Here is a 13,513-nt window from a genome sequence, read left to right as displayed (position 1 = left end):
TAAATCTGACAATCGGAACTACAGATTTTCCCATATTTGATGTAGATATTTTCTACACACCTGCGTAGTGATGAGTTCTCCCTGCCTTCTGCATACAAACCAATGGCACACAGATTGGTTGTTGAGCGACAACAGTAATTCAGTATATCACCACAGGCAAGAAGGGATGGGAATCATGAAGACACTTTGTGTGGCACTTGTGTGCTGTGCAACCATCGGGTTTGCGCGCAATTCATACACGGGAGGCTACTCGGGCGCTCCGGGAAGGCAAACGTGTGCATCGTCGTGTCACGGCGGGACAAACGGAACACTCGTCGTAACGGGCTTCCCGTCATCGTACCAGCCGCAGCATACCTACACGATTACGGTAAAGCGGAATGGCGGCTCGCTCATGGTCAATTTCAACGCGACGACACGCATCGGAACCACGACAACAGTTGCGGGAACATTCGGGACAGTAACGAACACTGCGGTGTACACCGGCGCGGATGGCGGCGTGTATGCAAGCCCGCACGCAGTTGACTCCGCCGTATTTCAATGGACTGCTCCGGCCAGCGGCACCGGAACGGTGAATTTCTATCTCGCAGGTTATCAGGGAACCACATCGAGCGCGAACGGACAGTCAACAAAAATCACGCTTGCTTCTTCGGAGATTACAACGAACGTGGAGAATAAGGAAGCATCGCCGGGCGCATTCAGGCTTGAACAAAATTATCCCAACCCGTTCAACCCCACAACAGCAATCAGCTATCAGCTTTCAGCGGTCGGACATGTGACATTGAAGGTGTTCGATGTGTCAGGTCGGGAAGTGGCAACGCTGGTTGATGAAGTGAAACACGCCGGCAGGTATTCTGCTTTCTTCGATGCAGCCGGATTTCCGAGCGGCGTCTACTTCTACCGTCTCACAGCCGGAAGCCAAGTTGAGACGAAGAGGATGATGGTGGTGAAGTAACGGAAAGCAAGTTTGAGTGTTTTACCTGGGAATCCCGGTGAGAAGCCGGGATTCCTCACCCATAGCGCCGCTTCACCTCTGCGACCGAGTTCCTCACAAGCTTCTCAAGCACCGCGTAGTCAAGATCGGAAAGTTGCTTGAAGTACAGACAGGACCTGCCCATCTTGTGCTTGCCGAGTCTCGACAGCAGCGCTTTTTGTCCCGCGTCTTCGCAGTCCAGGTAAACGACGAGTTCGTGACCTCTGATAGCAAACGCCGCCAGTGGCATTTCGCCGGACCGGCCGCTCTCGTACGTGTAGCGGATGGAGCCATAGCCGACGATACTCGGCCCCCACATTTTCGGCGGTTGCCGGGTAACTCGCTTCAGCAACGTCATCAGTTTCCGACAATCGGCATGTTGCTGCTCGCTGGCTCGTGATGCAATGTAGTCAGCCACGCTTGCGCCAGTTGGCTTTGTCTTGTTTTCGGGCATGAAGAAAATCTGTGATTTTTTGATTTGTGCTGCTTAACGCGAATGCGCGGCGAAGTGTGTTGATTCAATTTCTTTGCGTCGTGATTCGACTGAAGTTGCTTTCGGTCGTTTGTTGACCACGACATACTGATCGCGTAATCGAACTGTTCTCAAAGGGGTTGGGCGGGAGACTCAGCATCTAACCTAGACTCGTCACGCTGCTGAAGTAGCCTCTATTCGCCTCCTTCACCAAGCCGACCACATTAGAATACAATGAGTCCCTTTGGGTACGTGAGGAAGAGGCAAACGAACCCAAACACTCTTCTGCGTATCCCATTATGAGCTCGACAAAGAGCAGAGTATACGCAATGAACTGCCTCACGGATTCATCAATTGCTTCAATCTCACTACCATCCGAATCACTAGTTTTGAGATACAGGTTCTTGACAAATGGCGTCGGATGTGAAAACACAGAACTGTAACAGTATATATGATAGAACCTTGGTCGCACAGCACCCATCCTGCAAGCAAATGACGGTGCTGTTTTGAATTCGGTTGTACCGTCAGAAACGGTCTGCGTCAGGAAGGGATATTCTTTCGTCAAATCATCTAGACTGCCTCTCATACGTTTTGCGTTTTCGGTTGATGAATGTCTTTCGATGAGTTTGGTTTCCTTATCCCAATGTGCATAAGGATCGGCCTCAAGTCGATAAACTCGTTCGAGTTGTTCGCCTCGGTCATTTGTTTGGAGAATCCAATGCATGTCAAAGAGTAGCTCCTGCACTGGACGCAGAGTGGTAACCGCTTCTCCCTTAAATCCGTTCTCTAGGAGGATAGCTGATGCATCGCAATGAGAGGCACACATGGCCAATGCTTGCAGAACAAATACTTCAACAGCCTGATCACGGCTGTCAAAGCGAATACCGCTAAACGTTTTGCCGAACTCTCGCGACAACGAAGCCGCATTGTGAAGATAACCTGAGTACTCTTGTGGCATTTGTTCTCACGCCTAACTACGTTTGTGCAATTTGCATAAGACTCTATCTATGTAATCCAGCCCACTGCCCACCCCGCGTCCGCCCTTGTTTAGCACGTGTGTTTACGTCATCGTCGTACTCATACCGGGAATGTACTGTCGTGTGCATAGCGCCGAACGCAAATGGTGAAGGAGCTTAGCCGGATTCTGCCGCCCTGAAGCTGTGGTATCGGGCCGTTGTGGTTGCGGGGGAGGAAGCAGCCCGTGCCTCGAATGTTCCAGTCCGATCAGTTGCGGCATCGGCTTTAGTTCACCCCGAACGCGAGGAACGAGACATTCCAAACGCGTGGGGTGTCGGTGTGATTGATTTGCGATGCATCCAGTCATGAAGCCCCAAAACTCAGCTCCTGGGTCAGGTCTCGAATTCCTTCGGTGAAACCTGTGATTGTCGAATAATGGACTTCAGTGTTCCGGGCTTGATCTCTTTGTGATTGGGAACAGGCACCGTTATGGTGGACGTGCCCATTTTCTTCTGCATGATAATATGACTGCCTTTTTGCCGGATAGCCTCAAAACTGTGCTTGGAGAGGATCTGGCAGACTTCCTTGCCAGAAAGAACCCGCATCTTACCCAACGGCTACCTCAAGACGGGTCACGAATACTTCATCGTGCAACCGCTCACGAATCTCCTTCTGAGAAGCCGTTTCGAAGAACAACTCGATTGCTTCCTTCAGATTCGCCCGCGCCTCCTCGACCGTTTCCCCTTGGCTGGCGATATCGAGCTCCGGACACAATGCGACGTACATGTTGTCTTCGCGCTCAATAACGGCCGTAAATTGATGTTTTTTCTGCATGAAGAACTCCTTTGTCCTCAAATGTCCCAATAGCGTAACGAATTTCGACCGGAGAAACAAATCACAAGGTTGGCAACTCAGCCCGCCGCAAAACACACTTAGCAACAAGTCGCTACTGTATAACGAAGATGTAGTATAGGGCCGTTGTGGTTGTGGGGAAAGAAGCAGCCCTTGCCTCGAATGTTCCAGTCCGATCAGTTGCGGCATCGGAAACCTCTGAAGAGTTGGGGTATCTATTGCCTGTTCGAGTTGTTAGAATGAAGGAAAATCCAAGTCCAATGTCAACGAATTTGGGCTTCTGCGCAGCCACTTGAAATCCGATATAGAGATGTCAAACGGTTCTTCTTGTCAAACGAGAGGACACGCCGGAGGCGTGTCCCTACAGCAACTGTTGTTTGTAGGGACACGGCTCCGCCGTGTCCAGGTTCGTGAGATGGGGTCACCGTGGGTGGGAAACGCTACGACTTCTGAATTTGCAGACTACATGAGGAATCTAATCGCAGACTGCCTTCTCTGTCGGATTTCAAAAGCCATCAGCCAGTTGGATTGCCTCCACGAGTTTGTTATCTTTGAGGGAAAGCCCGTTCATTTACAGAGAATCGTTATGCAACCCACCGCCGGTCAACTGCAGGCAATCCTCGAGGAATTCGGCCCCAACGCCGGACTCGTCGAGGAGATGCTGGAAGAGTATCTGAAGAACCCCGCATCCGTCAGCAAAACGTGGCAGCACTACTTCGCCGCCGCTCTCGGCGCGAAGCAAGAAGGCGGCAACGGCTCGCAAAGTGCATCGCCCCTCACTCTCACACCCTCTTACCCTCAAGTCACAAGTACATCACCCGAACCGTCCGACCAGTCCACCGCCATCCGCGGCGTCGCGGCAAAGATCGTCGAGAACATGGAAGCGAGTCTCGCCCTGCCGACGGCTACGTCGGTGCGGACGATTCCCGTGAAGGTGTTGGAGGAAAACCGCCGTCTGCTCAATCAATATCTCGCAGTACGCACAGGCGGCAAACTCTCCTTCACGCATATTATTTCATGGGCGATGGTGAAAGCGTTGGGCGATCATCCGAACCTCAACGCCTCGTTTGCGCGCATCGGAGGCGTGCCGCATAAAACCGAGCGGCCGCATGTCAACGTCGGGCTTGCGGTCGATGTGACACGCAAGGATGGAACACGCTCGCTCATCGTCCCAAACATCAAGAATGCCGAAGCGATGAACTTTGCGCAGTTCGTTGCGGCATACGACGACATCATTCGCAAGTCTCGCTCGAACGCGCTCGACCCTTCCGATTTCCAGGGTACATCCATCACGCTCACAAATCCGGGAACGGTCGGCACGGTTGCTTCGATTCCGCGGCTCATGCCCGGACAGGGAGCCATCATTGCTACGGGCGCCATCAACCATCCGGCGGAAAATCACGGGATGTCGCTGGAAGCGTTGTCGGTTCTCGGCATCAGCAAAGTGATGACGATGACCTGCACGTACGATCACCGGGTGATTCAAGGCGCGGAGTCGGGACAGTTTCTTGCGCGTGTGCATGAGTTGTTGTTGGGAGAAGAGAAGTTCTACGATTCGCTCTTTGCCGATCTCGAAATCCCGTACGAGCCGGTCCGCTGGCAAACCGACCAGCATCCGGCATTTGCTTGCGCAAGTCAAACGGAAGCGTACATCGAGAAGCAGGCGCGGGTGCTGCAGCTCATCAACGCGTACCGCGTACGCGGCCATCTGATCGCGCATCTTGATCCGCTCGTCAACAAGCCGGGGCATCACAACGAGCTTGATCCGGCGTTCTACGGACTGACCATCTGGGACCTTGACCGTGAGTTCATCACCGGCGGGCTTGGAGGCAAGCCGCGGGCAACGCTTCGCGAAATTCTCGACATCCTGCGCGAAACATATTGCGGCACGATCGGCGTCGAGTACATGAACATCCAGCACACGCAGCAGAAGCAGTGGCTGCAGGAACGGATGGAGCCTGCCCGCAATCAGCATCCCCTCACGAACGAATTGCGCAAGCAGATTCTGAAAAAACTGACGGCGGCGGAAGGACTGGAAAAATTCCTTCACACAAAATTTATCGGCCATAAGCGTTTCTCGCTCGAAGGCGGCGAGACGATGATGGCAATTCTTGATGTGTTGTTGGATGAAGCTGCGGAAACGGGCGTGAAGGAAGCAGTCATCGGTATGGCGCATCGCGGGCGTCTGAATATTCTGGCGAATACGATCGGCAAGCCGCTGGCGAAGTTGTTCTCGGAATTCGAAGGCTACGTTGACCCGAGCAGCACGCAAGGTTCAGGCGATGTGAAGTATCATTTAGGCGCAAGCGGCATGCATCGCAACGCGGCAGGAAGGGAAATTGCTGTTTCCGTTGCCCCGAATCCGAGCCATCTTGAAGCGGTGAATCCGGTTGTCGAGGGCATCGTGCGCGCCAAGCAGGAGCGTCTCGGCGATGCAGAGCATCAGCAGATCATTCCGATTCTGATCCACGGTGATGCGGCGTTTGCGGGACAAGGGACGATTGCCGAGACACTCAATCTCTCGCAACTGCACGGTTACAGAACGGGCGGCACAATTCATCTTATCATCAATAATCAAATCGGCTTTACGACAACGCCCGAAGATGCCCGCTCGACTCCCTACTGCACCGACGTTGCGAAGATGGTGCAGGCGCCGATCTTTCACGTGAACGGCGACGATCCCGAAGCATGTGTCCGTGTTGCGCGTCTTGCGCTTGAGTACCGCAAAACGTTCAACAAAGATGTTGTGATTGATATGTTCTGCTACCGGCGGCACGGGCATAACGAGGGCGACGAGCCGAGCTACACGCAGCCTCTTCTCTACAAGAAAATCAAACAGCATCCTTCCGTCCGGCAATTGTATGTGGAAAGACTGCTTCGTCAGAAGTTGATGACGAAGGAAGAACTCGATGCCATCACCGAAGAGTCGAAGCAGCGATACGAGCGAGCATTTGAAGCCTCGCAGAAACGCGAGATGCACTTCAGGCCCGACGTGCCTCTTGCGGTTGCGGCAGAAGAATTGGCAAAGGCCCAGCCGGGCGGCGGCACGGCAATTTCGATTGAGACATTGCATGACGTAACGCGGGCGCTTACGACTCTGCCCGCCAGGTTCGCCATCAACCCGAAACTGCAGCGCATACTCGATGAACGGGCGTTGTTGTTGGAGGGAGATGCAAAAATTGATTGGGCGTTTGCCGAAGCGCTGGCGTTCGGCTCACTCGTTGCAGAAGGAACGCCCGTCCGTCTCAGCGGACAGGACAGCGGACGCGGCACGTTCAGTCAGCGGCATGCCGTCTTGTACGATGCGACGAGCGGGGCGGAGTATGTTCCGTTGAATCACATTCGCGAAGGACAAGCGCCGTTTGCCGTGTACGACAGTTTGCTTTCTGAGGCGGCGGTGCTCGGGTTCGAGTTCGGCTACAGCGTTGCCGATCCGCTCGCGCTGGTGTTGTGGGAGGCGCAGTTCGGCGACTTCGCCAACGGCGCGCAAATGATCATTGACCAATTTCTCGCCGGTTCCGAAGCGAAGTGGCAGGAGCCGTGCGACCTCGTTCTTCTTCTTCCCCACGGCTACGAAGGGCAAGGTCCGGAACATTCGAGCGCCCGACTTGAACGCTTCCTCCAACTTTGCGCCGAAGACAACATGCAAGTCGTGAATGTAACAACGCCCGCGCAGTACTTTCATGTTCTGCGGCGGCAGATGAGAGACAATCGCCGCAAGCCTCTCGTCATCATGACGCCGAAGAGTCTGTTGCGGCATCCGAAAGTAGTTTCGCATCAGGATGATTTTCTGACCGGAAGATTCCAAGAACTGTTGGATGATTCTGCCATTACAAATCCGGCTGGAGTAAAGAGAGTCGTCTTCTGCAGCGGGAAAATCTATTATGACTTACTTGCCGAGCAGGCGCTGCATCCGAACAGCGCGGTTGCGATTGTCCGGCTTGAGCAGTTCTACCCGTTTGCTGCGGAACAAGTCGCCGCAGTGTTGCGGAAGTACAGCAATGCGGCGGAAGTCGTCTGGTGCCAGGAAGAGCCGCAGAATATGGGAGCGTGGACGTTTGTGCAGCCCCACTTGACTTCGCTTCTCAGTGCAGGTCAACATCTGGATTACGCAGGACGCAAAGCGAGCGCCGCAACGGCAACGGGGTCGCTTAAGGCGCATCAAGCGGAACAGGATGAGGTGGTGAAGTCGGCGCTACTTTGACATTCACAAATCGGGCTCAACACTATGGCCTCCCCTCTTCGAATTGTCATTGACACGAATGTCATTGTTGCTGCTCTCTGGTCGAAACGTGGAGCATCCAATAGATTGCTCACTTTGCTGGGAGATCAGCGGTTTGTCATCAATCTTTCTGTACCGCTTCTGATCGAATACGAGGAAGCGACAAAAAGGTTGGCATATGAGCTTGAGTTGACTTATGAGGCGATTGATGACATTCTGAACTATATCAACTCCGCGAGTGAACATCGAAGTATCTTCTATCTGTGGCGTTCATTTCTCAGGGACAAGAAAGATGAACTTGTACTCGAAGTAGCCGTTGAATCGGAAAGTCGGTACATTGTAACATACAACAAGAGGGATTTTGTCGGGGTAGAGAATTTTGGCATTCAGGTTGTCACACCCGCCGAATTCCTTCAGATTATAGGAGAAGGAACATGAGCGAAATAAGCATCAAAATACCCGATTCGCTTCATCAGCGCGTCAAGGAACTTGCCGCAAAAGATTCACTTCCTGTTGAGGAATTCCTCGCTTCAGCAATCGCAGAATTGTTGACAGAAGAATATTTTGAGAAGCGGGCACGAATCGGGGACCGGCAGAAATTCGAGGCCGCGATGAAGAAAGTCAGGAATGTCGAACCGCTTGAGTATGATCGGCCCTGAGTGGTATCTGCCCGGTTTCCACTTTCATCTTGAGAGGAACGAATATCATGTTCGTTCCTACTTTTTTTTGGATGCACCATGTCTCTTCCCTTTGAAACCGAACTCACATTTGAAGTAAAATCCTACGATGTGGACTTTGTCGGCTACGTTCACAATGCGGTGTACGTTCGCTGGCTGGAGGATTTGCGTAACACGATGCTTGCCGGTCACTATCCGTTGGAGCGGTTCGTACAGGAAGGCAATTCCCCGATTCTTACACGCACAACGATTGAATACAAGAGGCCGCTCCGGCTGTTTGACACATTCACAGGGAGAGTCTGGGTAACGCAATTGGGCGGCGTCAGGTGGGGAGTATCGCACGAAATGATCCACAACGGGCAGATCGCCGCAACGGCTGAACAATCCGGGATCTTTATCAGTCTGAAAACGCATCGTCCGGTTGCCGTGCCGCAGGAGTTGCTGGACAAGTTTCACGCATTTTCATCTCAATGACTTCCTTCGTTCAAACCGTCGACGATATTTTCTCGGAATCGGGAGCCCTCTCGAAACTGAAGGAATTTGAATACCGTCCCCAGCAGCGGCAGATGGCGGTGGCGGTTGCCGAAGCATTGGAATCCGGGAGGCATCTCATCGTTGAAGCACCGACGGGCGTCGGAAAATCTTTGGCTTATCTCATTCCCGCCGTTCTCTATGCCAGAAAGGAAAAACGCAAGGCCGTCATCTCCACGCACACAAAGAATCTGCAAGAGCAACTCTTCCGCAAGGATATCACAATCGTGCGGGGAGTTTTGGGCGAGAAGGAAGTTCATGCGGTTGTGCTGAAAGGAAGGCGGAACTATCTCTGCACAACACGTCTTGCCCGGTCAATGGCATCAACCGGTTCGCTGTTCAACGACGGCGAGCAGGATCAGCTTCGCCGCATTTTCGAATGGTCGCACGAAACACCCGACGGCGACATGGAGAACCTCGGCTTTACGCCTGCGCCGAATGTCTGGGATATGGTCTGTTCCGAAAAAGGGATATGCAGCTCGACCGTCTGCGGGTTTACCTGTTTCTTCCAGCGAACGAAAGAGAAGGTTCGTGCCGCCAATCTCGTCATCATCAATCACGCCCTCTTCTTCACACTCATGGCATTGCAGGAATCGGAGGAAGGGTTCATCTTCCCGAACGACTTCGTGATATTCGATGAGGCGCACACGCTCGAAGCGGTGGCAGGAATCGGCATCGGCAAGAACATCTCACGCTATCAGATTCTTTCCACCATTCACAAGCTGTGGAACAGCAAAACAAAGAGGGGGTTGTTTGCAAAGCAGAAGAAAGCGATTCGTGCGCTCTGTGAAGAGACAGAGGAGAAAGTGTTAGAGTTTTTTGAAACAATCCGTACGGCAGCACAGACGTTGATGGAATCTTCTTCTCCCTCCAACGACGTGCGGATCCGCAGGCCGTACTTCATACAGGATTCTCTCACCGCCGGGCTTGTGCATTTGGAAAAGGAGGCAGAGAAAATCCAGTCAACGCTGAAACATGAGTTCGAAAGGAATGAAGTAACCGCCGCCCGTCGGGCATTGTGGGAGGCCCAAGTATTGGTCGGAGAGTTTCTTGAACAACCCAAGTTCGATTTCACCTATTGGGTGGAACTCGGCACCGGCAGATCGGGCAACGTGACGCTCTGCGCGTCCCCTTCCAATATCGCTGATGCCATCGGGCCGAAACTCTTTCGCAATGACACTTCTGTTGTCATGACAAGCGCGACACTTGCCGTCAACAACTCCCTCGACTATTTTCAACGACGCATCGGCGGAGTCGGTGTCGGCAGCCTCATACTCGATTCACCGTTCAGCCATCATACACAGATGAAACTCTTCATTGCGCGGGATATTCCCGAACCGGACGCGGAGGGCTTTGCGAACGCATTGCCGCAGTGGATCATGCGGAGCGTTGACCGCTCCGGCGGAAAAGCCCTTGTGCTGTTTACAAGCACGGTGCTTATGCGCACGACGGCGAAACAGCTTGCAGGCGAGTTTGACGATCGGGGGATCAAACTTCTTGTGCAGGGAATCGACCGTCAACGGCATGATTTGTTGCAGGAATTCAAACGTGATGTACACTCCGTCTTGTTCGGCCTTGACAGCTTCTGGCAAGGTGTCGATGTTCCCGGCGAAGCATTGGAACACGTGATCATTACACGGCTGCCGTTCGCTGCTCCGAATCATCCGTTGATTGAGGCGAAGCTCGAGGAGATTGCGCGTCGCGCCGGTAATTCGTTCATGGAGTACACGCTTCCCGAAGCGGTGTTGAAGTTCCGGCAAGGGTTCGGGCGTTTACTTCGTTCAACTTCGGATCGGGGAATGGTGACAATTCTTGATTCACGCGTTCTGAAAAAACGTTACGGAAGCGTCTTTCTTTCTTCAATTCCAAAATGTCCGGTGGAAATTCTTATTCACAACGGCGAGTCTGCGTTCTTTCAGGATAATGAATGGTGATTCTACTCTCCCTGTAACTCATTCTGATTCAACAAATAGCGACGGAATGCAGAAAGACCCTTATTTTATTGAGGTTTTTGGTTGATTTGGTTTGATTCTTTCCGAGAAATAGCTATCTTTTCAGCGTTTTGAGGAGTGTTCACAAGTTTCAGTTTAACAAAATTACATCACCCCCACATCATTAAGGAGATTTATGGCAAAAGCAATGTCCAAGTCGGCAATCATGGCGCATTTCGCCAACAAGTTTGGCATGAAGCGCAAAGAGGTTGTCGCCTTCTTTGACGAGCTTTCATCGCTCGCCTATAAGGAAGCAAGAAACCAGTTTACCATTCCGGGCATCGGGAAATTGGTGATGGTTGACCGGGCGGCGCGCATGGGTCGCAATCCGGCTACTGGCGAGCAGATTCAGATTCCTGCAAAGACTGTCGTGAAGTTCCGCATCGCCAAAGCCGCGAAGGATGCAATCCTCGCAAAGAAGAACGGTAAGTAGCCACCACACCATCGACAGTGTGTTGTGCATGAGTCCTGTCCACAACGGCAGGACTTTTTTTTGCTGTTTCTCGATCACAAATGGAAAGTCACGCCAGCGGGAAACGTGGGGCAGATCGGAATAATTGAATGTCCGTGCCGACTTTTGTACATTGCATCGAAATGCGAAATCCGTTCACATCAATACGGCAGCTCATTGTAAACTTTGGCCTCGTTGAGCAAGCGCAGGTAGTTGCCTCAACCGCTGTCATTGTAACAATGGCTACTATAGTAGCGGCAATCCTTCTGACGGGAGAAACGCTGCGCTGGACAGATTTCATCAGCGTTCTGGCGGTGGGGCTTATCGGTTTCTTCAGCGTTGTGTTTTCGCTCAAGTATGCCCGACAGCTCGACGAGCAACGCCGGCAACTGCTCGCCATCAGCACCATTGCCGAGGCAGTGAACCGGTCGGTCGAGCTGGAACACGTGCTGCAATCGGCACTCAATAAAGCAACCGAACTTCTCAATACGCGTTTCGGCTGGATTTATTTGCTGGATGAAGACGGCCTCCTTCTCAAGAGCTCAAAAGGAACGTCGAACGATTTTATCCACCTTCCTTCCAACACGGCAGTACCGCTTTCCGTCTGGCTGCATCAGCCCCGTGTTCAACGCGAGAGGCTTGTTGACGGGCTGGGACATATCGATGCCGACCTGAAAGAACTCGGCATTCAATTCTGGGCTTCCATTCCTCTGAAATCAACCGATGCCATCCTGGGCGTGCTTATTGTTGCCGGTGAAGAATTTGATATGTTCTCGACGAAGCAGGCTGAGTTGATGGAAGCATTCGGCAATCAAATAAGCGTTGCGTTGAACAATGCACGGTTGTTCGATCGGGTGAAACGATCGGAGCAACTCTATCTGGATTTGTTCGAGAACTCGCCCGACATCTATCTCAGTATCAGCCGCGACCACACAATTACAGGCTGCAACAACACCGGCGCCCGGATGCTCGGTTATACCAAGGAGGAACTCATCGGCGGCAGGCTCGAGAATTTCTTTGTCGAAGAACTCCGCCCGACGCTCGAGGATATTCTTATCCGGATGTTTCTGGAAGCCCGCGGCGTACGGGATCTTGAAGAACAGATGGTATGCAAAGACGGCAAGCTGTTATTCGTCAATGTCAACTCCTCCCTCGTCTTCGACAAAAGCGGCACGCCTGTTCTCGCACGCATCGTCGCCCGCGACATCTCCGAACGGAAACGGATGGAGTCGGCTATTCTTCATGCGCAGAAGATCGACAGCATCGGCAATCTCGCCGGGGGCATAGCCCACGATTTCAACAACATTCTTGCGGCTATTCTCGGCTCGGCCTCAATCATGCGCCGGCACATGCCGGAAGATCACGAGTTGGCGAAGTATGTTGCCATTATCGAAGGCGCGGCACGGCGAGGATCGTCGTTGACGCGGCAGTTGCTCACCTTCGCACGAAAAACGGAAAACGTCGTCAAGCCGGTTGAATTGCATCCTCTCATTGAAGAAACGCTTATTCTTTTCGAGCGAAGCGTCAGCAAGGAAATCGTGGTCGAGAAACACTTCACCGACGACCCTGCAAACATCAACGGCGACGAGGGCCAGGTGCAGCAGGCACTGCTCAACGTGCTGCTGAATTCCCGTGACGCAATGCCCGACGGCGGCACGGTGCGCATCTCGACCGGCACCATGATGGCCGACGCACATACTATCAGCCAGTTTTCCTCAGTGAAGCCGGGACGGTTCGTCGCATTGACCATCACCGACACGGGGGTGGGAATGGATGAGAAGATGAAAACCCGCGTATTCGAGCCGTGGTTTACCACCAAGGAATTCGGAACAGGCCTCGGCCTTTCCGTTGTGTACGGTGTCGTGCAAAGCCACGGGGGTTTCATTAGTGTCGAAAGTGAGGTCGGAAAGGGAACATCCTTTACGATGTATTTCCCCGCCTCCGATGCAAAAGCGAAAGCCGAAGCCCACAAACGGCGTCAACGTTTGCCGCGCGGAACTGAAAATGTTCTGATCATAGATGATGAAGAGAGCGTCTGCGAAATCGCCAAGGATATGCTCTCGAATCTCGGTTATACCGTTCACTACGTGCATGACGGCAAAGCCGGAGTGGAGATGTACCGGACCCGCCGCGCGACCATTGATCTTGTCATGATGAACATGAACATGCCGTTGATGGGAGGACGTGAAACGCTTCGCCAACTCAAGATGATTTCTTCCGAGCTTCCTATTTTGATTGTGACAGGACACGGCAGAGCGGTCGTTGATGAGGCTGTTTCCTCTTCCGACATCAGCGGATATTTGCAGAAACCGTTTCAGCTTGAAGATCTTGCGTTCAAAGTCCGCCACGTTTTGGACAACCGCCTGCAGTCCGTTCCTTCCCCTTGAGAT

Annotated in this window: 12 protein-coding genes; 8 read left to right on the top strand and 4 right to left on the bottom strand. The window is 52.8% G+C overall.

What is annotated here, in order from left to right; all coding sequences use genetic code 11:
- The first annotated feature begins 175 nt into the window (after nt 1–175).
- A complete protein-coding gene (locus KF749_16835; protein ID MBX2992819.1) occupies nt 176–952 on the top strand; it encodes a T9SS type A sorting domain-containing protein in 777 nt (258 codons plus the stop codon).
- Nucleotides 953–1,007: 55 nt separating this feature from the next.
- Here KF749_16835 and KF749_16830 read toward each other — a convergent pair whose 3' ends face one another.
- From KF749_16830 to KF749_16815, 4 genes are all read right to left on the bottom strand, one after another.
- Nucleotides 1,008–1,424: a DUF1801 domain-containing protein gene (locus KF749_16830; protein MBX2992818.1), complete on the bottom strand. Its 417-nt coding sequence runs from the start codon at nt 1,422–1,424 to the stop codon at nt 1,008–1,010.
- A gap of 178 nt (nt 1,425–1,602) precedes the next feature.
- A complete protein-coding gene (locus tag KF749_16825) occupies nt 1,603–2,400 on the bottom strand; it encodes a hypothetical protein (protein ID MBX2992817.1) in 798 nt (265 codons plus the stop codon).
- Between the two features lie 391 nt (nt 2,401–2,791).
- Entirely contained in the window at nt 2,792–3,013 is a 222-nt protein-coding gene (locus tag KF749_16820) for a type II toxin-antitoxin system HicA family toxin (GenBank protein MBX2992816.1), read from the bottom strand.
- A complete protein-coding gene (locus KF749_16815) occupies nt 3,006–3,233 on the bottom strand; it encodes a type II toxin-antitoxin system HicB family antitoxin (GenBank protein ID MBX2992815.1) in 228 nt (75 codons plus the stop codon). Before KF749_16815 ends, KF749_16820 begins: the two co-directional genes overlap by 8 nt.
- Nucleotides 3,234–3,837: 604 nt before the next feature.
- Here KF749_16815 and KF749_16810 point away from each other — a divergent pair.
- From KF749_16810 to KF749_16780, 7 genes are all read left to right on the top strand, one after another.
- The gene (locus KF749_16810) at nt 3,838–7,455 is read left to right on the top strand and encodes a multifunctional oxoglutarate decarboxylase/oxoglutarate dehydrogenase thiamine pyrophosphate-binding subunit/dihydrolipoyllysine-residue succinyltransferase subunit (protein ID MBX2992814.1); all 3,618 of its coding nucleotides are present in this window, start codon (nt 3,838–3,840) and stop codon (nt 7,453–7,455) included.
- A gap of 24 nt (nt 7,456–7,479) precedes the next feature.
- A complete protein-coding gene (locus KF749_16805) occupies nt 7,480–7,911 on the top strand; it encodes a putative toxin-antitoxin system toxin component, PIN family (protein ID MBX2992813.1) in 432 nt (143 codons plus the stop codon).
- The gene (locus KF749_16800) at nt 7,908–8,132 is read left to right on the top strand and encodes a toxin-antitoxin system HicB family antitoxin (protein MBX2992812.1); all 225 of its coding nucleotides are present in this window, start codon (nt 7,908–7,910) and stop codon (nt 8,130–8,132) included. Before KF749_16805 ends, KF749_16800 begins: the two co-directional genes overlap by 4 nt.
- Nucleotides 8,133–8,210: 78 nt before the next feature.
- Entirely contained in the window at nt 8,211–8,624 is a 414-nt protein-coding gene (locus KF749_16795; GenBank protein MBX2992811.1) for an acyl-CoA thioesterase, read from the top strand.
- Entirely contained in the window at nt 8,621–10,615 is a 1,995-nt protein-coding gene (locus KF749_16790) for a DEAD/DEAH box helicase (protein ID MBX2992810.1), read from the top strand. Before KF749_16795 ends, KF749_16790 begins: the two co-directional genes overlap by 4 nt.
- 193 nt (nt 10,616–10,808) lie before the next feature.
- Complete coding sequence (locus KF749_16785; protein ID MBX2992809.1) at nt 10,809–11,105, top strand: HU family DNA-binding protein; 297 nt, start codon at nt 10,809–10,811, stop codon at nt 11,103–11,105.
- Nucleotides 11,106–11,233: 128 nt separating this feature from the next.
- The gene (locus KF749_16780; GenBank protein MBX2992808.1) at nt 11,234–13,510 is read left to right on the top strand and encodes a PAS domain S-box protein; all 2,277 of its coding nucleotides are present in this window, start codon (nt 11,234–11,236) and stop codon (nt 13,508–13,510) included.
- Nucleotides 13,511–13,513 lie beyond the last annotated feature (3 nt).

It is taken from the genome of Bacteroidota bacterium (assembly GCA_019637975.1).
Lineage (GTDB): Bacteria > Bacteroidota > Ignavibacteria > UBA10030 > UBA6906 > CAADGV01.
The sequence above is the reverse complement of the archived record's forward strand: the minus strand, read 5'-3'. Positions and strand labels throughout refer to the sequence as shown.

What these genes read in the sequence shown, in the direction of transcription:
- KF749_16800 (MBX2992812.1), top strand. Translation starts at nt 7,908, where the DNA reads ATGAGCGAAATAAGCATCAAAATACCCGATTCGCTTCATCAGCGCGTC.
- KF749_16785 (MBX2992809.1), top strand. Translation starts at nt 10,809, where the DNA reads ATGGCAAAAGCAATGTCCAAGTCGGCAATCATGGCGCATTTCGCCAAC.
- KF749_16815 (MBX2992815.1), bottom strand. Translation starts at nt 3,233, where the DNA reads ATGCAGAAAAAACATCAATTTACGGCCGTTATTGAGCGCGAAGACAAC.
- KF749_16825 (MBX2992817.1), bottom strand. Translation starts at nt 2,400, where the DNA reads ATGCCACAAGAGTACTCAGGTTATCTTCACAATGCGGCTTCGTTGTCG.
- KF749_16795 (MBX2992811.1), top strand. Translation starts at nt 8,211, where the DNA reads ATGTCTCTTCCCTTTGAAACCGAACTCACATTTGAAGTAAAATCCTAC.
- KF749_16835 (MBX2992819.1), top strand. Translation starts at nt 176, where the DNA reads ATGAAGACACTTTGTGTGGCACTTGTGTGCTGTGCAACCATCGGGTTT.
- KF749_16780 (MBX2992808.1), top strand. Translation starts at nt 11,234, where the DNA reads ATGTCCGTGCCGACTTTTGTACATTGCATCGAAATGCGAAATCCGTTC.
- KF749_16805 (MBX2992813.1), top strand. Translation starts at nt 7,480, where the DNA reads ATGGCCTCCCCTCTTCGAATTGTCATTGACACGAATGTCATTGTTGCT.
- KF749_16810 (MBX2992814.1), top strand. Translation starts at nt 3,838, where the DNA reads ATGCAACCCACCGCCGGTCAACTGCAGGCAATCCTCGAGGAATTCGGC.
- KF749_16830 (MBX2992818.1), bottom strand. Translation starts at nt 1,424, where the DNA reads ATGCCCGAAAACAAGACAAAGCCAACTGGCGCAAGCGTGGCTGACTAC.
- KF749_16790 (MBX2992810.1), top strand. Translation starts at nt 8,621, where the DNA reads ATGACTTCCTTCGTTCAAACCGTCGACGATATTTTCTCGGAATCGGGA.